Source organism: Streptomyces sp. NPDC017202, from assembly GCF_044331705.1.
Taxonomy (GTDB): Bacteria; Actinomycetota; Actinomycetes; order Streptomycetales; family Streptomycetaceae; genus Streptomyces.
The window spans coordinates 1-21969 of record NZ_JBIRNP010000038.1 but is presented as its reverse complement, the minus strand read 5'-3'; the positions used below and the strand labels follow the sequence as shown (position 1 = coordinate 21969).

Annotated in this window: 24 protein-coding genes and 1 pseudogene; 14 read left to right on the top strand and 11 right to left on the bottom strand. The window is 72.4% G+C overall.

Going from position 1 to position 21969, the window contains the following annotated elements:
* Window positions 1-160 precede the first annotated feature (160 nt).
* On the bottom strand, window positions 161-724 hold the full coding sequence (locus ACH4N1_RS34405) for a dihydrofolate reductase family protein (protein WP_398104377.1): 564 nt from the start codon (window positions 722-724) through the stop codon (window positions 161-163).
* A gap of 466 nt (window positions 725-1190) precedes the next feature.
* Between ACH4N1_RS34405 and ACH4N1_RS34400 the strand changes: the two genes are divergently transcribed.
* Window positions 1191-1724: a 2'-5' RNA ligase family protein gene (locus ACH4N1_RS34400; protein ID WP_398104376.1), complete on the top strand. Its 534-nt coding sequence runs from the start codon at window positions 1191-1193 to the stop codon at window positions 1722-1724.
* Between the two features lie 193 nt (window positions 1725-1917).
* Window positions 1918-2211: a hypothetical protein gene (locus tag ACH4N1_RS34395; protein WP_398104375.1), complete on the top strand. Its 294-nt coding sequence runs from the start codon at window positions 1918-1920 to the stop codon at window positions 2209-2211.
* A 236-nt stretch (window positions 2212-2447) separates the two neighbouring features.
* Here ACH4N1_RS34395 and ACH4N1_RS34390 read toward each other — a convergent pair whose 3' ends face one another.
* The 4 genes from ACH4N1_RS34390 to ACH4N1_RS34375 form a co-directional block, all read right to left on the bottom strand.
* A complete protein-coding gene (locus tag ACH4N1_RS34390; protein WP_398104373.1) occupies window positions 2448-2795 on the bottom strand; it encodes a hypothetical protein in 348 nt (115 codons plus the stop codon).
* Between the two features lie 167 nt (window positions 2796-2962).
* A complete protein-coding gene (locus tag ACH4N1_RS34385; protein WP_398104371.1) occupies window positions 2963-3229 on the bottom strand; it encodes a hypothetical protein in 267 nt (88 codons plus the stop codon).
* Between the two features lie 428 nt (window positions 3230-3657).
* Window positions 3658-4071 carry an SHOCT domain-containing protein gene (locus ACH4N1_RS34380; RefSeq protein ID WP_398104369.1) on the bottom strand — a complete coding sequence of 138 codons (414 nt, stop codon included), beginning with the start codon at window positions 4069-4071 and terminating at the stop codon, window positions 3658-3660.
* A gap of 99 nt (window positions 4072-4170) precedes the next feature.
* Window positions 4171-4515, bottom strand: a complete 345-nt coding sequence (locus tag ACH4N1_RS34375) for a carboxymuconolactone decarboxylase family protein (RefSeq protein ID WP_398104367.1) — start codon at window positions 4513-4515, stop codon at window positions 4171-4173.
* Between the two features lie 205 nt (window positions 4516-4720).
* Between ACH4N1_RS34375 and ACH4N1_RS34370 the strand changes: the two genes are divergently transcribed.
* The 3 genes from ACH4N1_RS34370 (at window position 4721) to ACH4N1_RS34360 (ending at window position 6235) form a co-directional block, all read left to right on the top strand.
* Entirely contained in the window at window positions 4721-5002 is a 282-nt protein-coding gene (locus ACH4N1_RS34370) for a potassium channel family protein (protein WP_398104365.1), read from the top strand.
* A 368-nt stretch (window positions 5003-5370) separates the two neighbouring features.
* Window positions 5371-5805 (top strand): hypothetical protein, encoded by a 435-nt coding sequence (locus ACH4N1_RS34365; RefSeq protein WP_398104363.1) that lies wholly within the window; start codon window positions 5371-5373, stop codon window positions 5803-5805.
* A 61-nt stretch (window positions 5806-5866) separates the two neighbouring features.
* Complete coding sequence (locus ACH4N1_RS34360) at window positions 5867-6235, top strand: amphi-Trp domain-containing protein (protein ID WP_398104361.1); 369 nt, start codon at window positions 5867-5869, stop codon at window positions 6233-6235.
* Between the two features lie 350 nt (window positions 6236-6585).
* Here ACH4N1_RS34360 and ACH4N1_RS34355 read toward each other — a convergent pair whose 3' ends face one another.
* The gene (locus tag ACH4N1_RS34355) at window positions 6586-6783 is read right to left on the bottom strand and encodes a hypothetical protein (RefSeq protein WP_398104359.1); all 198 of its coding nucleotides are present in this window, start codon (window positions 6781-6783) and stop codon (window positions 6586-6588) included.
* A gap of 135 nt (window positions 6784-6918) precedes the next feature.
* On the opposite strand from ACH4N1_RS34355, the pseudogene ACH4N1_RS34350 reads away from it, so the two are divergent.
* Window positions 6919-7127 (top strand): annotated as a pseudogene (locus ACH4N1_RS34350) (IS5/IS1182 family transposase); the annotation flags it as partial.
* Between the two features lie 167 nt (window positions 7128-7294).
* On the opposite strand, the gene ACH4N1_RS34345 reads toward ACH4N1_RS34350, so the two are convergent.
* Entirely contained in the window at window positions 7295-8164 is an 870-nt protein-coding gene (locus ACH4N1_RS34345; protein WP_398104357.1) for a sigma-70 family RNA polymerase sigma factor, read from the bottom strand.
* Between ACH4N1_RS34345 and ACH4N1_RS34340 the strand changes: the two genes are divergently transcribed.
* Both ACH4N1_RS34340 and ACH4N1_RS34335 read left to right on the top strand, forming a co-directional pair.
* Entirely contained in the window at window positions 8096-8740 is a 645-nt protein-coding gene (locus tag ACH4N1_RS34340) for an MMPL family transporter (protein WP_398104355.1), read from the top strand. The genes ACH4N1_RS34345 and ACH4N1_RS34340 overlap by 69 nt on opposite strands.
* A gap of 47 nt (window positions 8741-8787) precedes the next feature.
* The gene (locus tag ACH4N1_RS34335) at window positions 8788-9240 is read left to right on the top strand and encodes a carboxymuconolactone decarboxylase family protein (RefSeq protein ID WP_398104353.1); all 453 of its coding nucleotides are present in this window, start codon (window positions 8788-8790) and stop codon (window positions 9238-9240) included.
* A 402-nt stretch (window positions 9241-9642) separates the two neighbouring features.
* Here the strand turns inward: ACH4N1_RS34335 and ACH4N1_RS34330 are convergent, their stop codons facing one another.
* On the bottom strand, window positions 9643-10224 hold the full coding sequence (locus ACH4N1_RS34330) for a sigma-70 family RNA polymerase sigma factor (protein WP_398104351.1): 582 nt from the start codon (window positions 10222-10224) through the stop codon (window positions 9643-9645).
* Window positions 10225-10921: 697 nt separating this feature from the next.
* Here ACH4N1_RS34330 and ACH4N1_RS34325 point away from each other — a divergent pair.
* The 3 genes from ACH4N1_RS34325 (at window position 10922) to ACH4N1_RS34315 (ending at window position 13166) form a co-directional block, all read left to right on the top strand.
* On the top strand, window positions 10922-11251 hold the full coding sequence (locus tag ACH4N1_RS34325) for a beta/gamma crystallin domain-containing protein (protein WP_398104349.1): 330 nt from the start codon (window positions 10922-10924) through the stop codon (window positions 11249-11251).
* 152 nt (window positions 11252-11403) lie between these two features.
* On the top strand, window positions 11404-12267 hold the full coding sequence (locus ACH4N1_RS34320) for an alpha/beta fold hydrolase (protein ID WP_398104347.1): 864 nt from the start codon (window positions 11404-11406) through the stop codon (window positions 12265-12267).
* 65 nt (window positions 12268-12332) lie between these two features.
* A complete protein-coding gene (locus ACH4N1_RS34315) occupies window positions 12333-13166 on the top strand; it encodes an alpha/beta fold hydrolase (protein WP_398104345.1) in 834 nt (277 codons plus the stop codon).
* Window positions 13167-13332: 166 nt separating this feature from the next.
* Here ACH4N1_RS34315 and ACH4N1_RS34310 read toward each other — a convergent pair whose 3' ends face one another.
* Window positions 13333-16584: a BTAD domain-containing putative transcriptional regulator gene (locus tag ACH4N1_RS34310; RefSeq protein ID WP_398104344.1), complete on the bottom strand. Its 3252-nt coding sequence runs from the start codon at window positions 16582-16584 to the stop codon at window positions 13333-13335.
* 136 nt (window positions 16585-16720) lie between these two features.
* A complete protein-coding gene (locus ACH4N1_RS34305) occupies window positions 16721-17170 on the bottom strand; it encodes a DUF5707 domain-containing protein (RefSeq protein WP_398104342.1) in 450 nt (149 codons plus the stop codon).
* A 535-nt stretch (window positions 17171-17705) separates the two neighbouring features.
* On the opposite strand from ACH4N1_RS34305, the gene ACH4N1_RS34300 reads away from it, so the two are divergent.
* Both ACH4N1_RS34300 and ACH4N1_RS34295 read left to right on the top strand, forming a co-directional pair.
* Window positions 17706-18026 (top strand): SCO4225 family membrane protein, encoded by a 321-nt coding sequence (locus tag ACH4N1_RS34300; RefSeq protein WP_398104340.1) that lies wholly within the window; start codon window positions 17706-17708, stop codon window positions 18024-18026.
* 105 nt (window positions 18027-18131) lie between these two features.
* Complete coding sequence (locus tag ACH4N1_RS34295) at window positions 18132-19277, top strand: serine hydrolase domain-containing protein (RefSeq protein WP_398104338.1); 1146 nt, start codon at window positions 18132-18134, stop codon at window positions 19275-19277.
* A gap of 275 nt (window positions 19278-19552) precedes the next feature.
* Here the strand turns inward: ACH4N1_RS34295 and ACH4N1_RS34290 are convergent, their stop codons facing one another.
* Complete coding sequence (locus ACH4N1_RS34290; RefSeq protein ID WP_398104336.1) at window positions 19553-19933, bottom strand: ArsR/SmtB family transcription factor; 381 nt, start codon at window positions 19931-19933, stop codon at window positions 19553-19555.
* A gap of 230 nt (window positions 19934-20163) precedes the next feature.
* On the opposite strand from ACH4N1_RS34290, the gene ACH4N1_RS34285 reads away from it, so the two are divergent.
* Window positions 20164-21570, top strand: a complete 1407-nt coding sequence (locus tag ACH4N1_RS34285) for an NAD(P)-binding domain-containing protein (protein WP_398104334.1) — start codon at window positions 20164-20166, stop codon at window positions 21568-21570.
* Window positions 21571-21969 lie beyond the last annotated feature (399 nt).

The window sequence follows — 21969 nt, the reverse complement described above, 5'->3', positions numbered from 1 at the left end:
TGACCGCACCACAGGAAGTGGACCAGAGCTGAAACTCGTGAACAAAGCCCGAAGCCGGCCTCGCCGAGCGTCCATGGACATGAGCCCGCCCGTCACTGATCGTCGCGGGATGCCTGCCAGGCCAGGAACTCTTCGAACCAGGGGCCGGCGGATCAGACGGCTAATGTGCCACGCGGTAGCGGAGGTAGACGACTCTTGAGCTGAAGGTGCGGGTCTCGACCAGTTCGAGATCCACCCGGCGCTCGTGCTGGGGAAAGAACGGAATGCCGCCGCCGACCAGCACCGGGTAGACCCTGGCCCGGTACTCGTCGATCAGACCCGACGCGGCCGCCTCGGCGGCGAGAGTCGCACCGCCGATCGCGATGTTGCCGTCCCCCGGCTCGGCCCGCCATCGCCCGATCTCCTCCGCCAGCCCGCCCGAGGCCAGGCGGGCATTGCCCTGCACCGCCGACAGCGTGGTCGAGAACACCACCTTGGGCAGCGCCTTCCAGACCGCGGCAAACTCGAGCGTGGAGAAGTCGAGCGATGGATTCTGGTCGGCGCTCTCCCAGTACAGCATCGTCTCGTACAGCCGTCGTCCCAACAGGTGGACACCGGCCTCTCGCACCTCGTCGGTGGCGAAGCGAAAGACCTCCTCGTCGGGCGGCGTCCAGTCGAAGCCGCCGTCCGGCCCGACGACGTAGCCGTCCAGTGAGACGCCCATCGAATACGTCACGCTGCGCATCAGAATTCCTCCTCGGTAACGGTTTCGACAGTACGACCGCCGGACGCCGCAGGACTCATCGCGACGCGAGATCCACCGGTTCGATTCACCTCACGAGATCATTTCGTTGAGGAAGCCTCAGTCGGCCCGGCACACGGAAATCGGCTGGGTGCCGATGCTTTGTGGCGTCGCCGTCCGGCTGCAGCCTGATCAGTATCAGACGGCACTTCGGTACGTCGGCGCGAAATGGAAAGCGGGAACACGAAGGCCTGGCCCGCGCCCCCCATCGCCGGGCTGGAAAGGGCTGCTCTCCCCGGCAGCCGGCGCGCCCGGCACGGCTCTGCGCGCGCAAGGGGCCGAAGCCGACGAATCCCAGCTTCTGGCACGCCCGTTCCACGTCGTCAAAGCGCTCCTCATCGCGTACTGCCGGACGGCCCGGCCGACGGAGCGGCGGAACCCGCGGGGTGGTCGCCGGTAGGCTGCGGCGGTGCGCACGGTCGAGCTTCTGTTGGACGAGGCGGCAGAACTGGCGGTCCGGGAGGCCTGGAAGAGGCTGGCGGATGCGGGGCTGCCCAGTCAGGCGCGCCACCACTCACCCACGAACAGTCCGCACCTGACCCTGGCCGCCTGCCCGGAGCTGACCGCCCCGATCCGCTGGGAGCTCGCCGAGGTGGCCGCCGCCCTGCCGCTGCCGGTGCGCTTCACCGGCGTGGTCCGTTTCGAGCGGCCCACCTCGGTGCTGGCCTGGGCGCTGGACTGCGACGCGGCGCTGGCCGCTCTGCACCACCGGGTGTGGGAGGCGGTGGCCTCGGACAGCCCGCCCCAGACCCTCAACCCCTTCCACGCACCGGGGCGCTGGAGCCCGCACGTCACCCTCGGCCGGACCCGACGCCCTGGTGCGTTCGCCGGCCGGCGGGTCCCCGAACTGCTCCCCGCGCCGCCGCTGTCGGCCCGGCTCACCACCCTGCGCAGCTACGACACCGAGACCGGCGCCCTGGAGGTGCTGGAACCCCGCCCCTGAAGATCGTCTTGTCCTGTCGGGGGTGTTTGGCAAGTCGCGCGGTGCCGGAGGAATGGGGCCACGCGCAGAGGTGCGTGAGGATCCGCCCGTGGAGTGCGATGTGTGTGGAGGGGTGATGTGGCGGTGGCCGGTGTCGCCGACTGCGTGGCAAGAGGGAGTCTGGTCCTGTTCGTGGTGCCATGCCGTCACCCATGTGGGTGGCGAGTGGTTCGAGGTCCTGCGGCCGCCGTACTTGCCCGTGGAGATCCGCTGGGAGAGGGCCGTCGCGGACGGCCTTCCTGCCGATGTCTCCCACGCCTTCGGCATCTTCGACACAACGCTGTGCGGAGTCCAGGAAGCCGGCATGTCGCCGTCCGACCACTGGTGGCTGCCGGAGCGGGAGAGCGCCTGTGACGCCTGCCGGGAAGCGGCGGGTGTCATCGATGACCGCCGGCCGCGGGCAATGAGGGGTGAGGACGCGCGGGTCAGCGTGGCCCGGCGGCTATGAGTCTTTCCCGTTCGGGGCCAGTTCCCTCAATGAGGGAACGTCAGGTGTGTTGATGTGGGCGGATCTGGACAGCGCGAAGAAGACCGCTGGGCAAGGAGGGCGCCGAGCACCGGTATGCCCCGGTCAGCTGATATCGCGACATGGGAGCGGGCCGGCATGGCGCGGTGCGGGAAGGCGGCACCGGAGCTGCTGCTGCGCAGGCGGCGGACCTCCTCAACCGCGGGCGTGGACAGCCCTCACGGCCTCGGACGGCATTCGGCACGGCCGAACCACTGGGTGCGGCCGTGCAGTTGGCTTCCGATCATGGCGCGGCGCCCGGCAGCGTCGGTGTCGCAGCGGATGCGTAGCACGTAGCCGTCGAGGGTGAGCCGGTGCGGGTCGTGCGCGACGTGCGGACCGAGCACCAACTGCGTGCCGTCCGCGGGTGCGGGCAGCACGGCGTCCTGGTCCGGCAGCACCCGCAGACAGCCGTGACCGCCCGGCTCGAACACGACCTCGCCGCCCAGCCGCGCGGCGTCCTCGGGCAGGCGCGCGACGGCCGCAGACTGAGGTTCTGGTGTCTGTCGGGCTGCTGGGGAGATCATGTTTCATGACTTCCGTCGCTTGGAGTATTCACGCCATCGAGCTCAAGCCCCGGCTGCGACAAGGTGGCATGCCCCGAGGCCCGGAGGCGGTTGCGGCCGAAGGCCTCCGACGCGAGGGCGGTGCCGCGGGTACCGGGGCGGCTTCGTCGGACCTGGCGGGCAAATGATCAGTTCTGGGTGTCGGACGTGGACCGCCACGCCTGCATGCCTGCCCGGGACGCCTCCTTGGCCTGCCGCAGCTTCAGGGCCGCCTGCTGGGACGGGGGCACGTCCATCTCGCGGACCAGACGCCGCCCTGCTGCGAACACGGCGGATGCCGCGATGGCCATGCCGACCCATGCCGCCACGGCACCGGCCGCGGTGAGTACGACACCGGTCGTGACGAGCCGACGATTGATCTCGATCGTCCCTCGGGACTGATGGTGATGGTTCATGCCTCCACCATCCAACGGGGGGAACCGTGTCGCATCCCGGCCGACGGCTCCGGGTACGGGAGCGGGACCCCGAGCGCGCCGGGTGGTGGTGCGTACAACCGGTCGGGTCCCGCCAGGAGGTGATCGTCTTGTGCTCCGGATACGGACGGTCCGCTCCGCCCTCGGCGGGCACGCAGGGACCGGCAGGGCCGCGGACGCGCGTCACAGGCTTCGGATCGGCGTGCGTCGGCTGTCGGGCGCGGACGGCTCGGACGCTTCCTGGAATCGTCCGGACTTCGGGTGTCACCTCTCGGACCGGTCGAGGGGGCCGGGCCTGCGGCGCCCCGCGGACTCGGGCACCGGTGCCTCCTCACGCAGGCCGCGGGTGGCGGTTGACCGGCCCGGGGCGGCACCCACGCTGTCCTGCCGTCCGTACGGGCACGTGCGGGTCAGTGGAGGACCTTCTCCTTGGCCCGGCGGTACTCCTCGTCGGTGATGTCGCCCCTGGCGCGGATCTCGGAGAGCTTGGCGAGCTCGTCCACCTCGCTGGTGCCCGCGCTGCCGACGGTCTTGCGGATGTACCGCTGCGTCTGCTCCTGCTGGGCCCGGACGTGGCGCTGTTCGCGCTTGCCCATGTCCTTGCCCCGGGCGATGACGTAGACGAAGACGCCCAGGAAGGGGAGGACGATCGTGAAGAGGAGCCATCCGGTCTTGGCCCATCCGCTCAGGTCGTCGTCACGGAAGATGTCGACGACGACGCGGAAGAGCAGGACGAACCACATGATCCACAGGAAGAACCACATGATCGACCAGAAGGCCCCCAGAACGGGAAAGTCGTAGGCCAGGTTCACGCTGCTGCTCATTGCTTCTCCTCTGGGTGTCGTCCGCCAGGGCCCCGGCGGGGCCCCGCGGACCGCCCGTGCGTCCCGTCCGAAGAGCGGGCGGTCCCGGTCGCCCTGCCGCTACTGGTCCTCGGTGCTGATGTCGATCCCGAAGGCTTCGCCGATGCTGCGGGCCGCGGACACCACCCGGGCGCTTCCCACCACGGGGGCGATCGCCACGAGCGTTCCCTGGACCTTCTCCAGCGACACGCCGGCTTCCGCGGCGGTGCCGATGTTGAGGAGATAGGAGGGCGCGGAGGCATCCATGGCCACCAGGGCGGCGATGCGTGCCAGCAGGTACGTCTCCTGGTCCAGCCCGGAACGTTCGAACGTGTCGAGGGTCATCTGGACGAGCGTCTCGAATACGGGGGCGTCCGCTTCGGCGAGGGCGGCGACACCTTCGGCGCCTGTCTCTTTCTGGGCCATGGTTCACGTTTCCTTCCTGGGCGTGGTGTGGTGCACCTCCCATGAGAGGCGGGTCCGCCGCGTACCGCCTCACCCGGAGGGGGTGACAGCCGGTCGCCGGCGGCCGGTGCTGCGGTGACCCGGAGGCTGCGGGGCGGAGCGGCCGGGGTTCCCCGACGTGCTCGTCTCCCGTGCCGCGGCCGGCGGTCCGGAGAACTCGCGCCGGATGCCCGACAGACGACGCGTCGCCTGTCCGCCACCGGACATCCTGGAGCGGGCCACGCCCGGCAGCTTCACCGAGCCCCTCACCCGTACCGACGCCCTGTACTTCGCGCTCACCGTGACCAGCACCGTCGGCTTCGGCGACATCACCGCGCGCACCGAGACGGCACGCGTCATGACGATGATCCAGATCATCGGCGGGATCCTGCTCGTCGGGCTCGCGGCCCGGGTGGTGGTCAGGGCCGTCGAGGCAGGCCGGCATCGACAGGACCAGAAGAACAGGTGACTACGCTCCGGGGCTGACGCTCCGAGCCTTCCACGACCGCCTCGGTACGACGGACCCACGGAGCCGGCCCGTCTCCTGCGCAGCCGCGGCGGCCGTCGGAATGAACAGGCGAGCAACGGGTGCTGCCGGCCCACCGGCGCCGCCGCCCCTGGCCCGTACGGCGGACGGAGGGTGGGCCGCTTCCCGTCGAAACCGTCCGCGACGCATTGTCCTGTTCTGCGCAGAAGGACTCTGAACTGCTCACCATCACTGCCGGCCGGACACCCCGAGGTGCGACGGGGCCCCGGTGGTCCGAGGATGGGAAGTAGCCCGAACTGCCGAACGCGGACGCTCGGTTGCACGGGCACTGCGAAACGAAGGAGTCAGTAATGGCCAGTCATGTGAGCGGGGCCCGCTCGGGTGCGGCGGCACGGAGTGCGGAGAGGGCCGGTGCCGGGAGTGGCTGGCTCGTCTTCGCCGCCGTCCTGATGGTCTTCGGCGGTCTGATGATGATCTTCGAGGGCATCGCCGCCATCGCCGAGGACGACATATTCGTCACCACCCGCAACTACGCGTATTCATTCGATCTCACCTCATGGGGCTGGATCCACCTGATCGTGGGCGTGGTCATCACACTCGCCGGTGCGGCCCTGTTCCAGGGGGCCACCTGGGCCAGGGTCGTCGGCGTGGGAGTGGCCGGCCTGGCCATGCTCGCGAACTTCCTGTGGATTCCCTACGCGCCGTTCTGGGCCATCGTCCTGATCGCGATCAACGGCTTCGTGATCTGGGCACTGTGCACCGCCCCCAGCCCGTCGGAGGGATGAGGCCGGGGAAGGCCTCGATGTGCGGTCCGGCACCCGGGCCGCACCCGGATCGGAGACGCTCATGAAGGATCTCAAGTTCGAGCAGAAGCGCTCGCTGTCCCGCCGTGAGGCGGCCGACCAGCTCGCGGCAATCGCAGCCGCGCTGAGGGAGGGCGGAGACGCCGAACTGGAATTCGGCTCGGGAACGCTGAGCCTACGAGTCCCCGACGACCTCCGCGGCGAGATCGAGGTCGAAATCGGTGACGGGGAGATCGAGCTCGAGATCGAGCTCAAGTGGCCGACCGTCACGCCCCGGACGAAGCCGTCGAAGACGGCCCCGGACACGGATGAGGCCACCGCGCGAAAGAGCGTGCCCGCGGAGCCGGGGCAGAGCGGCACCGGATCCGAAGGACGCCGGAGCGGGAAGCGGCCCGCCACGAAAACGTCCTGAGGCGTACGGCGCCCCGGGCGGCCGGCGCGGATCCCGTGGACCATCCCGTTGACGACCTGCCGGTCGGTTCGATGGCACGCCGACATCTCGTCCAGTCACGCGGTAGGTGCCGGCCACCTGCGCAAACACAACGTGCGGTGAACGCGTGGACCACTCTGCACCACGCTGGTGGCATCCGTGAGGTGCGTACCTCCCGCGCTACGACCGCAGCGCCGAGCGTATGCGGTTTTTCTGTGACTCCTGAACTCCCGCGGTGACGCAAGCGGGCCCGCTGCCGCGGCAGACGCGCCGTGGCGGGTTGGCGGTCGCACCGGACAAGTCCTCGTACATACCGGATAAGTCCTCGTGCATCAGGGAGCGGTCCTGCGCATCTCCACCACCTGAAGGCCCAGCGACTGGAACCGTGTGAGCAGTCCGTAGAGATGCGCCTCGTCGGTGACCGGGCCGAACAGCAGAGTCTGCCCGGAGAGGATGCGGCTCTCCAGCTCCGGGAACGCCTCGGTCATCGCCCTCGACATCTGCCCGTCGATGCGGATCTCGTATTGCATGGGCGTACCTTTCGCAGACGTTGTCTCGCCGGGCCCCGGCTACTCATGGTGTGCCGTCGCACGGAGTGCCGCGTCACCCTGACCGGGTGACCTCGGTCGATGGCCGGAGCGTGGCACAGCAAGTTGCACCACCCCACGGTGATCGCCGACGGCGGCTACCGGGGCACCGGCCTGACCACCCCGCACGACCGCCGGCACAAGAACGAGGAACTGCCGCCCTGGGAAGAGGAACACGACGCCTCCCACCGCAAGGTCCGCGCCCACGTCGAGACCTTCGCCGAGCACGAACGCTGGTGGCGGCACGAGGGTGCCGAACTCGCTTTCCTGGCAGGGGAGTTCATCACCTCCCCTGGTCGAACGTCAGCCGGACGCCGGACGCCGGACGCCGGACGCCGGGCACCGCATCGGCCTGGGCCGGGCGGCCCGCGCCTACCACCTGCGGGCCCTGGCGTTCCTGGAGGAGTGCCTGCCCCCCGACCCCGCCCCAGGCAGCGGCCCCCGGCGGCGGGTCTCAGCCGTCGAGGACCACCACGTCCAGCTCCCGCAGCCGCTCGGGCTCGGCCACCAGGTCGATCGCGGTGATCTGCTCGCCCTCCAGGGTGAAGCGGAACACCACGATCGGCCGCACCTTCGACTGCCACACCGCTCCCACCGACCCGTCGACCAGCGCGATCCGGGCCGCCTCCGCGCCGCCGGAGAACACACTCGCCACGTCCCGGGCGCCCTGGGTGAGCGGAGCCGCACCGATACGCACCGCCGTCTCGTCGGCCCGCATCGCGGCGTCCGGGGCCAGCAGTGCCAGAAGGCGCTCGAACTCGCCGTTGCGCGCGGCGGTCAGGAACGCGTCCACGATCTTGTGCTGACGCCGCAGGTCCGGCAGCGGAGAGGCCCCGTGCACCCGCCGGCGGGCCCGGCTGGCCAACTGGCGGGTGGCCGCCGGGCTGCGCCCGATGATCGAGGCGATGTCGGCGAACGGTACGGCGAACGTGTCGTGCAGGACGAAGGCGAGCCGCTCGTCCGGATCGAGCGTGTCCAGCACCACCATCAGCGCCAGACCGACGGAGTCCGCCAGCAGGGCCGCCTGCTCCGGGTCCGCCCCCTCCTGCGAGCGGGGCCCGGCCGAGGGGCCGGCGTGCTCCTCGAAGAACTCCGCACGGCGGTTGCGGGCCCGCAGGATGTCCAGACAGACCCGGCCCACGACCGTGGTGAGCCAGCCGTCGAGGTTCTCCACGGAGTCGGTGTCGCTGCGGTGCAGCCGGATCCACGCCTCCTGCACCGCGTCCTCGGCCTCGTCGGTCGAACCGAGCATGCGATGCGCCACGGCGTGCAGCCGCGGACGCTTCTCCTCGAACGTGCGTGCCAGGCGTTCGTTCTCCTGCATGACCACCGTCGTCCCCTTCGGTCCCGGTCGATGTGTGACCCGCGCCTGTCGCATCTTGGCGCCGCCGGCCTTCACAGCGTTGACGAACGGGACCATCCACGTGTGACGGGATGCGGTCGCAGACCACGACGCATTCTCCACGGCCTCACCGTCACCGGCGGGGTCATCACCTCCGCAGGCGTCGTCCTGGCGGCCACCTTCTGCGTCCTGGCCGCCACCCCCACCGCAGCCTCGCTGCAGCAGGGCCTGCCCATCGCGATCGGCATCCTCCTGGACACCTCCGGGTGCGCAGCCTGCTGTCCCCGCCCTCTGCCTCGGCATCGGAGCGCGCATCTGGCGCCCGGGCCACCCCGAGGACGAGGCGCCGCCGCGAAGCGAGCGTCCCTCACCGACCGCCCGCGTCGACGTCGGCGCCTGGCCGACGCGCCGGACGGAGAAAAAACCGGACGGAGAAAAAGGGGCGCCGTGCCGAATCCCCCGCGGCGCGGCGCCCTCCCACCCACCGCGCGGCACGGCCGGCACACCCCGCCGGCCTGCCCTGTCACACTCACCCGCCCCCGTTCGTCATGGAAGTGACCCCGCCTGCCGGCGGCGTCGGATATTGATCGACGAGAGGAACGACCATGGAAACGCGCCTGCAGAACCCGGCGGTGATCCTCGGGGCCACGCAGCCCATCCAGGAGATGTACAAGGCCATCTACTCCGGCGGCGTCTCCAGGACGACCCTCGACCTGGTCCACCTGCGCGCGAGCCAGATCAACGGCTGCAGCCCCTGCGTGGACTCCGGTGCCCGCGGCGCCCGCAAGGCCGGTGAGACCGAGGAGCGCCTGTTCGCCGTCGCCGCCTGGCGCGAGACGTCCTACTTCACCGACGCCGAGCGGGCCGCGCTGGAGCTGGCCGAGGCCGCCACCCGCCTCGCGGACCGCAGCGACCCGGTGCCGGACGACGTCTGGGAGCGTGCCGCCGCCCACTACGACGACAAGGGCCTCGCCGCCCTCACCCTGATGGTCGCCCTGACCAACTTCTTCAACCGCCTGAACATCACCACCAAGCAGATCGCCGGCGTCTGGGGCTGACCGGCACCCGACACCGGTCAGGCCCGGCCCACCGCACGGTGGACCGGGCCCGACCCGTGCGGCGGGGGACTCGCCCCTCCGCCGCCCGCCGACCGCGCCGCCCGGCGCACGCTTTCCACCGTCTGCGGCGTGTACGGACATCCCGCCACGGCGGCCCGGTGCGCAACCGGTGCGCAACCGGTACGAGATCCCGTCGGCGACCTCGTGGCCACCGGCCCGACGACCGCCGACCCGAACCGGCTTCACCGACCGGTCCCGAGCCGAACCCGCACTGTCGCACCGTGCCCCCGCGGCATCTTCTGCGCCCCCCCCACGCGGGCGGGGCGGCTGAGCCCTCGACGCGGGCGGGGCGGCCGGGTCCGGCCCGGACCCCCGCCTTGCCGTGCTGCGACCGCACCCCGGCTACCCGCCGGCCACGCCCCGCTGCTCCAGCGCCTTGCGCAGGGCCCGTACGGCGTAGAAGGCGCGGCTCTTGACGGTGCCGGGCGGGATGCCGAGGTGCCCGGCCGCCTGGGCCACGCTGCACTCCAGGTAGTACATGAGCCGGATGACGGTCCGCTGCTGCTCGTTCAGCTCCCGCAGCGCCTCCAGCACCACATGGGAGGTCAGGGCGGAGTCGGTGCCGTCGCAGGAGGCGTCCAGGTCCTCCACCGGCATCAGCTCCACCGGCCGGATCTGCCGGGCCCGGTGGTGGTCGACGACCAGGTTCCTGGCCACCGTGAACAACCACGGCCGCAGGTGCTCGCCGCGGGCGCCGAGGAACCCGGCGTGCTTCCAGGCACGGGCCGCCGTCTCCTGGAAGATGTCCTCCGCCTTGTGCCAGTCACCGTCCAGCAGCCGCGCGGCGTACCGGACGAGCAAGGGCCCGTACCGCTCGTAGATGTCTCGGAGGAAGGCGTCGCAGTCGGCGTCCGACGCGACGTGCCGGGCATGTGCCCCGGCTGGAGCGAGGGTGGCGACCCCCGCCACCAAGGTCCCGTTCATGAGTGGCGCTCAATCCTGTTCAGGTGTTCTGTGGCCCGCTCTCCCGCACGGGCGGGACAGCGGGCCAACACTCTCCGGATCGCCTTGGCCAAACCTTGTCGTCTTCTTGTCGCGCCCCCGGACACGTCACACCGGCGTCGCGCCCGGCACCCCGCCGCCGAACGGAGATGTCCGTCGACCGGAGGGGGAGGGAGCCGGCGCATCCGGCGGCGCCGACCCGCGATGCGACCGGGGCGAACCCCTCGGCCGCCCCGGAGACCGGGCACGGGCCGCGAACGCCTTGAGGACCCGCACGGTTCACCGCGGATCGCCCCGGAAAACTTCCGCGAGCCGTGAACCGACCGCCGCCCGCCACCGTTCCTTGCGGTGAGTGCTCCGCTTCGTACACGGGGCACCTCGAGCGGCCGGTCCGAACCCCCTGACGACCGGACGCGAAACCCGTGCCGCCGCCCCCTCCGGGCGGCGGCACGGGCCAGTCCCTCGCAGATCGTCGCGCCCGTCGAGCGGGCCGGACGACACCCCTCGTTCCGCCGCCTCCGCGCCCCGGCGCGCGGCGGCCGGCCACGGACCGGGTCACCCACCCGTCCACCTCCTGCATCACCGGCCGACCCCCTCGTGCGCACCGCGCTGGGGGACGGCCGGCCGTCAACGGGGCTGCTCCGCAGCACCGCACCACCACGGAAGGAAAGCCCCACCCATGAAGCGCTCCATCTCACGTATCGCGCTCGTCGTGGCGGCGGGAGCCATGACGGCCCTGCTGCCCGCCCTCCCGGCCGCCGCCACCGATCAGACCGGCTGCGGCGACCGGACCGACTTCGTCAAGGTCTGGTACGACGGCGGCCGGACCGCGTGCTTCGCCAACGCGGGTGTCATCGCCCGCCAGCTCCCCGACGTCTCGCGGATCACCTCCGGCAACAACGCCGTCGAGATGATTCTGGGCGACCAGGTGAGGACCATGCCCAAGTGGTCGAGCATCGTCGACGTCGAGGGGCTCGACGCGACGCTGTACATCCTGCAGATCCGCTGACCGCCGCGTCCGCGACGACGCCCTCGCACCGGCGCCGCGCAGCCCCGGTGCGAGGGCCGGCCCTCCCCGCACCTTCGACGGGCCGGCGGACCTCGCCGAGCGGGTTTCACCGGCCCCATCCGAACAGCACCACCATCCAAAGGACGTTCACCATGCACTTCACCCGCCTGCCCCGCCTGCCCCGCCTGTCCCGCCCGAGCCGCCGGCTCGCCCTGCTCGGTGTCACCGCGGCCGCGGCCGCGGGCCTGGCCGCCACGGCCGTCACCCTTCCCGGCGTGGCCGGTGCCGCGCCCCGCCACCAGGAGCGGCCGACGATCGTGCTGGAGCACGGGGCGTTCGCCGACGCCTCCAGCTGGGACGGGGTCGTGCGGCGCCTGCAGCGCGCCGGATATCCGGTGGTGGCCGCGGCCAACCCACTGCGCGGCCCGGCCACCGATGCCGCCTACCTGCGCAGCGTCGTGGAGCACATCGACGGGCCGGTGGTCCTGGTGGGCCACTCCTACGGCGGCACCGTCATCAGCCAGGCCGCCGCCGGCCTGGAGGACAAGGTCAAGGCGCTGGTCTACATCGCGGCGTTCCTCCCCGAGGCGGGGGAGAGTTCGCTGGGGCTGACGAACAAGTTCCCCGGCAGCACCCTCGGCCAGGCGGTCGAGTCGGTGAACTACACGCTGCCCGACGGCAGTCTGGGCGCCGACGTACACATCAAGCCGGACGCGTTCCGCCGGCAGTTCGCCGCGGACGTCCCCGCGGACCAGGCCCGGCTGATGGCCGCCGGGCAGCGCCCGATCGCCGCCGCCGCGCTGGAGGAGCCCTCCACACAGGCCGCCTGGAAGACGATCCCCTCCTGGTCGCTGGTCACCACCGAGGACCTCAACATCCCCGTGGCCGCCCAGCGCTTCATGTCGCAGCGGGCCCACGCCCGCACCACCACGATCGACGCCTCCCACGCGGTGTCCGTCTCCCGCCCCGAGGCCGTCACCCGCATCGTCGAGCAGGCGGCCCGCACGGTCCGCTGACCCGCACCACACCCGATCGCACACACCTCCCGCATCAACTCCCGTCAGAAAGGCAGCAACCCACCATGGCGTTCATCACCGTCGGCCAGGAGAACTCCACCCCGATCGAGCTGTACTACGAGGACCACGGCAGCGGGCAGCCGGTCGTACTCATCCACGGCTACCCGCTGGACGGTCACTCCTGGGAGAAGCAGGCCGCCGCCCTGCTGCGGGCCGGCTACCGCGTCATCACCTACGACCGGCGCGGTTTCGGCCGCTCCAGCCGGCCCACCACCGGCTACGACTACGACACCTTTGCCACCGACCTGCACACCCTCCTGGAGACCCTCGACCTGCACGACGCGGTCCTGGTCGGCTTCTCCATGGGCACCGGCGAAGTCGGCCGCTACCTGGGCACCCACGGCTCCGCCCGCATCGCCAAGGCCGCCTTCCTGGCCTCCCTGGAACCCTTCCTCCTCAAGACCGACGACAACCCCGAGGGCGTCGACGGCACCGTCTTCGAGGGCATCGAGCAGGCCGTCACCGCCGACCGCTACGCCTACTTCACCGCGTTCTACCAGGACTTCTACAACCTGGACGAGAACCTCGGCACCCGGATCGGCGAGGAAGCCGTCCGTCACAGCTTCGACGTCGCCGCCGGCGCCTCCTGGTACGCCTCCCTGGCCTGCGTGGCGACCTGGACCACCGACTTCCGCGCCGACCTTCCCAAGATCGACGTACCCGCCCTGATCCTGCACGGCACCGCCGACCGCATCCTGCCGATCGAGGCCACCGCCGAGCCGTTCCGCCGGGCACTCCCGCACGCCGAGTACGTCGTCGTCGAGGGCGCCCCGCACGGCCTGCTGTGGACGCACGCCCAGGAGGTCACCGACGCCCTGCTCGCCTTCCTCGCCAAGTGACCGGCGCCCGGCCGGTTTCCTGCCGCCGGTGACGGCCGCGGCGGGCCCGGCGGTGGCCGCCGCCCGCACCTCTTCGGGGAGTGCGCGGCCGGCCGCCGCACGGGCCCGCCGACGCCGCACGGGCCCGCCGCTGCCGCCCGGCCCGGCACGATCCGAAAGGAACGCCCTAACCCCGCACCGAGGGACGGAGCTCGCGGGCGGCATCAGCACGCGTCGGAACCGGGAGCCGGTGGTTGCCGACGGCCCTCTCCGGCGCGACGGGCGCGGGGTCCGCTTCGGTGTCCAGGGCGGCGAGCCGGTCCCGGACCTGCTGGGCGCTGGGGGACAGCGCCCGCTGTTCGGCGTCGGCGAGCGCGCGGACCCAGTGCGCGCGGGCGGCCTCCCGGTCGCCCATGGCCAGGCGGGTGTCGCCCAGGCGCATCAGCACGCCGACGGCGTTCCTGTGGTCCCCCAGTTCCCCGAACGCCTTCATCGCCCGCCGGTAGGTGGCCACCGACTCCTCGTACCGGCCGAGCTGCCGGAGGGCGTAGCCCAGACAGTCCCAGCTCTGGGCCCGCTGCCACGGCGCGTCCAGGCCCTCGAACATGGCGAGGGCCTCCTCGCTGTACACGAGGCTTTTTTCGAGATGCCCCAGGTTGGAGTGGAACCAGGCGAGCTCGTTGAGGCATTCGGCCGTCCACAGCTCGTCCCCCGCCGCCCGCGACAGCGCGAGCCCTCGCTCGGAGAACGCCACGGCCTCCGGGATCCGGCCGAAAAGATACAGCGCACACGCCGTGCCGTAGTGGGCGCGGGCCTGGTCGGCGACCGCGTCGAGTTCTTCGAAGATCGTGGTGGCGCGTCGCAGGTGGTCCAGGGCCTGTTCCCGGTGGCCGAGGTAGCCGTGGATGCTGCCGATGTGGCGCAGGCAGCGGCCTTCCTCGAGGCGGTCGCCCCGGCGCCGGGCCACGTCCAGGGCGGGGGTCAGCGCGGTGATGGCCTCCGGCCAGTATTCCTGGCGGTTCAGGTACTCCATCAGCGACCAGGCCAGTCCGGTGACGTGGTGGTCCAGCTCCTGGCTGACGGCGGTGTGCAGCAGGGCGGCCAGGACCCGGTGTTCGGCCGTGAACCACCGGTTCGCCTGTTCCACGTCGGCGAAGGTCTCCGGGACGACGCCCGCGCGGGGGGAGCCGAGGTCGAGTTCGGGCGATGAGGCCTGCTTGAGCAGCAGGTTGCCTCCGTGGGCCGTGAACAGGTACTGGTCCAGGACCCGGAGGGTGGCCGCCCGGCGCTCACCGGCGTCGTCGTGGGTGTGGGTGAGTTCGCCGGCGTAGACGCGCAGCAGGTCGTGGAGGGTGAACCGGCCGGGCCGGGGTTGTTCGACGAGGCAGGAACGGGTCAGCCGGTCGAGCAGTCGGCGAGTCTGGGGGAGAGGAAGCCCGGCGAGGCCGGCGGCGGCCGGGGCGGTGATGTGGGGTCCGGGGTGGAGGGCGAGGAGACGGAAGAGGCGGGCGGCGGGCTCCTCCAGGGACCGGTAGGACCAGGAGAACACCGCCCGCACGTCGGTGGCGGTGTCGAAGCCGGTGAACGCGTCCAGGCCGCCGTGGGCGTCACGCAGGTCGTCGGCGATGGCGTGGAGGGGGAAGGCGGGGTCGAGTTCGGCGCGGGCGGCGACCACGGCGAGCGCCAGGGGCAGCCGTCCGCACAGGCGGACGATGTCTGCCGCGGCGGCGGGTTCGGCGGCCAGGCGCTGCGCCCCCAGGCGTCGTTCGAGTGTCCGGTGGGCCTCGGCCGGTGAGGGCAGGGGGAGGGTGAGGGGCTTGGCCCCGTCGGTCGCGATCAGGCCGGCGAGCTGGTTGCGGCTGGTGACCAGGGTGAGGCAGCCGGTTCCCGCGGGCAGCAGGGGGCGGACCTGTTGCTCGTCGCGGGCGTTGTCCAGGACGAGCAGGACGCGTCGGCCGGCCAGGAGGCTGCGGAACAGTGTGCCGCGCTCGGCGGTGCCCTCGGGGATGCGCTGGGCGGGGACACCGAGAGCGGTGAGGAAGCCGTGCAGGGCGTCGCCGGGTTCCACGGCGGGCGCGTGCGGATGGAACCCGCACAGATTGACGAAGAGCTGTCCGTCGGGGAAGAAGGACGCGATCCGGTGGGCGTGGTGGACGGCGAAGGTCGTCTTGCCGACACCGGGGGCGCCGCCGATGACGACGACGGGAGCACCGGCCGGTCCCGGCCGCCCGGGCGCACCGCTCACGGCGGACAGCCACGCGCTCTCGGTCGTCCGCCCGGCGAACACCGTCAGATCACCCGGTAGTTGCATCGGTCGCGCCACCCGTGGCGACCCGCTTCCGCCGCCCCCGGCAAGGTCATCGCTCGCACCGGACACGTCCGCCGAGCCGGCGGATGCCCCGGCGCCCGCACCGGACGGCGTCACATCGGCGACCGGCGCGCGAGCCACGCCACCGTGGGCCGCGGCGACGGGCCGCGCGCCGAGGGCCGCGGCTTCGTCCTGCCCTTCCCGTGCCCCGCATCCCGCCGATCCGCTCGGATCACGGCTGCTGGTCGCGCCTGCCGAGCCTGCTGTGTCGGTCGCGCCTGCCGTGCCTGCCGTGCCGGCCGCGCCTGCCGTCGGGCCTGCCGCCTTCGCCGTGCCCGGCAGGGACAGCGGCGGCAGGTCGTGGCGCAGGATGCCGTCGTGCAGGGCGCGCAGTGGCGGGCTGGGATCGAGGCCGAGTTCGTCGGCGAGGTGCCGGCGCAGATCCGCGTAGCGCCGCAGCGCCTCGGGGTGCCGACCGGCCAGGTACAGGGCGCGCAGCAGCAGGGCCCAGCCGGTCTCCCGCAGCGGGTGCTGCACCGTCAGTTCCTGTGCCGCCGCCAGGGCTTGCGGTGTCCGTCCGCTCAGCAGCAGGGCGGTGGCGAGGATCTCCCGGGTGGTCTGCTGCAGTTCCTCCAGGCGTACGGCTTCGGCAGCGGCGAACAGGTGGTGCGCGGCGTCGGCGAGCGCGGCACCGCGCCACATCTCCAGGGCCCGGCCGGCCTCCCGCACCGCGTCCGCGGGCCGCCCCTGGTCCAGCAGCCGGTGCCCCAGGGCCACGGCCCGCTCGAAGCGCACGGTGTCCCGGCACTCGGACGGGACGCGCAGGGCGTAGCCGCCGGGCCTGGTGACCAGCACCTCGAACGTCCCCCGCCCGCGCAGGTGCTGAGGCTCCAGGACCGCGCGGACCTTGCTGACGTGGGCGTGCAGGGAGGCCGTCGCCCCGCCCGGTGTCCGTCCCGGCTGCTGCGGCCACAGCTCCTCGCACAGCGTCTCGGACGCGACCGTACGACCGTCGGCGAGCAGCAGCCGGATCACCAGCAGCCGCTGCCTGCGCCGCCCCGGATCCAGCACCACGCCCGCCCGTCGCACCACCAGCGGACCCAACAACTCGAAGTCGAACTCATGGCTCACAACCGTCACCGCTTTCCCCGCATCTCGCACAACTGTCCTACCACCCGCACCCGCACGGCCCACCCCCTGTCCGCGGCACAGTCCCGGCCGGGTACCCGCCGGCGAGGCGGCGGCCGCGCCGCCCGTCGGCGCCGGGTCAGCGCCCGACGTCGAACGCGGCGGCGCGCGGGAGGAACACCGTGTCCCCGTCCTCGGCCACCGCCGGCACCGGGACGTACCAGGCGCCCCGCTCCAGCCCGGCCGCCTCCTGCCGCGTCACCTTCAGCGCGTAGGTGCAGCGCGAGGTGCCGTCCGAGATCCCGCGGCACGTGGCGTCGTCCGCGTGCCGCAGCTCAGCCTCGGCCGGGCCGAGCTTCGAACGCGCGGGCCACGCCAGGACCTTCAGGCCCCGCACGCCCGAGTCGTCCCGCACGTCGGCGGCGAGGGCGAGCGAGCCGGCGCTGCCCCCGGACGGCGCGACGTGGTGGGCCGAGCCGCCTTCCAGGGCCGGTTCCGCGGCGGTCGAGGCCACGGCCGGCCCACCGGCGGCCACCGCGCCGAGGACGGCGACACCGATGAGCGACGGGACGGCAACGCGCTGGGACATGGCAGATCCCCCTGGACCGCTGTGGGAGCAGGCGTGGCCGGCCTGCGGGACGGAGCGGGAGGCGAAGCACGGCACCGAGCGCCAGAACCGCCGGTGGAGCCGGTGACCGGCCGCTTTCCCGATGTGTTCGAGACTAGGGCCGGGGCACGGCGTGTTCCTCGCACGGCCGGATGATTGCCGCGTCCAACCAGAGGTGGAGAACGCCTGCGGGCGTCCACCGGACGGGCCCCGCCACCTGTGCACCCCAGGTAAGAGAACGGAATCCGCCTCCAGCCGGGGCCGGGCCGCTCACCTGTGGCCATAGCCTTGTCCCGGCAGCGGGACGAACCGGCGGCCGACCGGTCCCGGCCCCCTTGTGCCGACCTGCGCAAACACGCCACCGCGTGAGAGGGGAACAACAACGCTCCCCGTGCAGACGACCCGAGACCCCGGCCGCCCGGACCCCCCCGGCACCCGCCCTCCCTGCCCCCCCCACCACGTCCACCACATCCGCCACGCCCACCGTGCCCGCCACGACCCAGGAGACCTCCCCGCCGTGACCGATTCCCGCCGATCCCTGACCCGCCGGCTGCGCCGCACCCTCGGCAACGCCTTCGCCCTGGCCTATCTCGCGCTCTGCGCCGCCCTGTTCGTGTGGGCGATCCTGGTGACCGTCACAGACGACTCGGGGGAGTCCATGGCGATCATCTTCCCGCTGCTCGCCACCGCCCCGACCAGCTTCGTGCTGCTCCTCCTGCCGGGGGGCCTGGCGACGGTCGTGGCCGTCGTCGTCCTCGGGGCGCTGGTCAACGCCGCGGTCATCGGCTGGTGCGCCGGCGTACTGCGGCGCGGCGCCCGTTCGGACCCGGCGTCCTGAGTCCCGGCAGAAGTCCCGGTGGGAGTCCCGGCGGACCGGCGTGAACCAAGACGCCCCTCACCCCGTTGAGTGATCGAGCGAACGCCGTCCACAGTAGGGAACGTCATGGTCACCGTCGAAGGAACAAGTACGGCCCGGTTCGAACCGGTCCGAGCGGCACTGGCAGCGCACCTCGCGTCCGGTGAGGAACTGGGGGCGTCGATCGCCATAGACGTCGACGGCGTCATGGAGGTCGACCTGTGGGGCGGGCACGCCGACGAGCCACGCACCGTCGCGTGGCACCGGGACACGGTGGTCGGCCTGTGGTCGACCACCAAGACCCTCAGCAGCCTGGCGGCCCTCGTCCTCGTCGAGCGCGGAGCGCTGGACCTCGACCGCCCGGTCGCCCACTACTGGCCCGAATTCGCCGCCCGGGGCAAGCAGGACATCGAGGTACGGCACGTCCTGGCCCACACCTCGGGGCTCTCCGGCTGGCAGCAGCCCTTCACCATGGACGACCTGTACGACTGGCCGACGGCGAGCGCCCGACTGGCCGACCAGGCGCCCTGGTGGGAGCCGGGGAGCGCCTCGGGCTACCACATGCAGACCCAGGGACAGCTCGTGGGCGAACTCGTCCGGCGGGTCAGCGGCCGCACCCTGACCGAGTTCGTCGACACCGAGATCGCGGGGCCGCTGGACGCCGACGTCCAGATCGGCGCGCGGGAGGCCGACTGGCCGCGCATCGCCCCGCTGGTGTCGTCGTCGCCGCCCTCCGCGCCGCCGGCCGGCCTCGATCCCGAGGCTGTCTTCACCAGGACGCTGCTCGGCAGTCCCGCCCGAGACGAGCACGTCGACACCCCGCGGTGGCGCCGCGCCGAACTCGGAGCCGTCAACGGACACGGCAACGCACGGGGCTTGGCCCGCGCCCTGTCCGTGATCTCACGACGCGGCGAGACCAACGGCGTGCGGCTGCTGTCCCCCGACACGGTCGACAAGATCTTCGACGTACAGGCCGACGGGGTCGACCTGTTCCTGGGCGTTCCCGTGCGCTGGGGCATCGGCTACGCGCTCGCCGACCCCAGGACGATGCCCCACATGCCCACCGGAACGATCTGCTTCTGGGTCGGCTGGGGCGGCTCGATCGTCATGATGGACCTCGACCGGCGCATCACGTTCGCCTACACGATGAACCGGATGGGCGAGGGGATCCTCGGCTCGCAGCGCACGCACGACTACCTCAGGCACGTCTACGAAGCTCTCGCCACCGCCTGAGCCCCGCCTGCCCGCCGCCCCGTCCACGCCGGGGCGGCGGGCAGGCGCAACCCGTACGGGCGGCGCCGCGGGGGAGGAACCACCCTTGCGCGCCGCGCACTTGTACCGACGACGCGCCGCCCCCGATGCCCCTGAGCGGTCGGCGAGCCGCGCCTGCACCTGCTCGGTCACGGTGACTGGACCGGCTCCGCCTGCGTCACTCGCACCGGCGTCGGCCGGCCCGGGACGCCGTGAGGGAGATCGCGGCATTCTGTGCGGAAACGGGGTGCCGGGTCTCAGCCGGTGGCCGGCGTCATGGTCAGCAGCCGACCTGTCGCGGCCAGTACCGAGGGCTCGACCCGGTAGTACACCCAGGTGCCGCGCCGCTCGGAGGTGAGCAGTCCGGCTTCTTTGAGTTTCTTCAGGTGGTGGGAGACGGTCGGCTGGGAGACGCCGACGTCGGAGATGTCGCACACGCATGCCTCGCCGCCCTCGTGTGAGGCCACGGCGGAGAACAGACGCAGCCGTACGGGGTCGCCCAGTGCCTTGAACATCCGCGCGGCCGTCTCGGCCTCCTGCGCGGTGAACGGGCGTTCCGTCAGCGGCGGGCAGCACGGCTGCGCGGCCCCGGCCGCTTCGGCGGGCTCGGGCAACGGCAGCGCCTTCGTGTTCGACATGCGTCTATGTTGACATACATCGAACCAGAGTGGAGGGAGGCGTCTGCGGGCGGGGGCGCCGGCCGGACGGCGGGCTGTCCGGCCCCAGCCGCCCGCCGGCTCCGGTGTCGTCGGCGTGCCTCCGCGGCGACCCCCTGGATTCGATAAATGTCTATGTTGACGACCGTCGATACAAGTGCCATGCTGGCGACGCAAGTCATCGACGAATGTCGAAACAAGAGGAGTCGATCGTGAACGCGTCTGCCACCGCCGACCTGCCCGTCGTCGTGATCGGAGCCGGGCCCTCGGGCCTGGCCGCCGCCGCACACCTCATGGGACGCGGCATCGAGCCGCTGGTGCTGGAGGCGGGCCCGTTCGCCGGGGCGGCCGTGCGAGAGTGGTCGCACGTGCGGCTGTTCTCCACCTGGGGCGAGGTCGTCGACCCGGCCGCCGAGAAGCTCCTGGCCCCCACCGGCTGGACGCGCCCCGACCCCGCCGCCTACCCGTCCGGTGCCGACTGGGTCCGGCTCTACCTGCAGCCCCTCGCCGACGTCCTCGGTGACCGTGTGCGCACCGGCGCCCGGGTCACCGGAGTCTCCCGGGCGGGCCGTGACCGGATCGTGGACGCGGAGCGCGAGGAGCAGCCGTTCGTCGTCCACGTCGAGCACACCGACGGCCGCGAGGAGCGTCTGTCCGCCCGCGCGGTCATCGACGCCTCCGGGACCTGGGCCACGCCCGGCCCTGCCGGCGGCAGTGGTCTTGCCGCCCTCGGCGAACGCGCCGCCGCCGATCGCATCACCTACCGCGTCCCCGACCTGAAGGACCCGGCCGTCCGGGCCCGGTTCGCGGGCAAGCGGACAGCGGTCATCGGCACCGGCGCCTCGGCCTTCACCGCGCTCGCTCACCTCGCCGATCTGGCCGAGGCCGACGACGGGGCCGGCACGAAGGCGGTGTGGATCCTGCGCCGCGGGATCTCCGGCGCCACCTTCGGCGGCGGCGCCGCCGACGAGCTCCCCGCCCGCGGCGCCCTCGGCCTCGCGGCGAAGGCCGCGGTCGAGGCGGGCCACGCCGACGCGGTCACCGGCTTCCGCACCGAGGCGATCGAGCGCGACGGCGACGGCCGCCTGGTTCTGCGCGCCGAGGACGGCCGCCGTCTCGACGCGGTGGACGAGGTGATCGTGCTGACCGGCTTCCGCCCCGACCTGTCGTTCCTGTCCGAGGTCCGCCTCGGCCTGGACGAGCGCCTCCAGGCGCCGGTTGCTCTTGCGTCGCTGATCGACCCCAACCAGCATTCCTGTGGCACTGTTTATCCTCACGGTTACCGTGAACTGGCCCATCCTGAAGCGGACATCTACCTGGTCGGCATGAAGTCCTACGGGCGTGCTCCCACTTTCCTCGTCATGACCGGCTACGAGCAGGTCCGTTCCGTCGCCGCCGCCCTCGCCGGTGATCTGGAGGCCGCCGGCAAGGTCGAACTGACCCTTCCCGAGACCGGGGTCTGCGGCGGCGCCGGGCTGTTCGACGTCCCCGGGGCCGAGGAGAGCGGTGGCTGTTGCACCCCCGCACCGCAACCCGTCCGACTCACCACCCCCGCCTCCCCGTCCGTCACCGCGGCGGCCGGCGGCGAGCCGTCCGCGGGCGGCTGCTGCGGATCGTGACCAGTCCTCGACACCCCCTGCCCGCGGGGCCGCGAGCGGACCGGACACCCGGCCGCGGCCCCGCGCCGCACAGCTGCGCCGCGCTCCCTCCGGCGGCCACACCCACCTCCTGGTCCCGCCGTTCGCCCTCTCCTTCCCGTCCGCCCTCTCCTTCCCCGGGCCCCACCGCCTCCCGGACGAATCCCACCGGCACCCACCGTGACGCACCCGCCGGCAGGTGACACCGTGTCAACGGCGGCGGCACCGGCCTGATCGCGGTCCTCGGCGGGGACGGGGAAACCTGCCGGGGCCGGGGCGGACGCCGGCACCACGCATGTCACACCGGCCGCCGCGGCAGGACGCCGGACGTCCACGACACCGTCGGAGGCCACCAGGAGCAGGTCTGCGCGCCCGTATCGG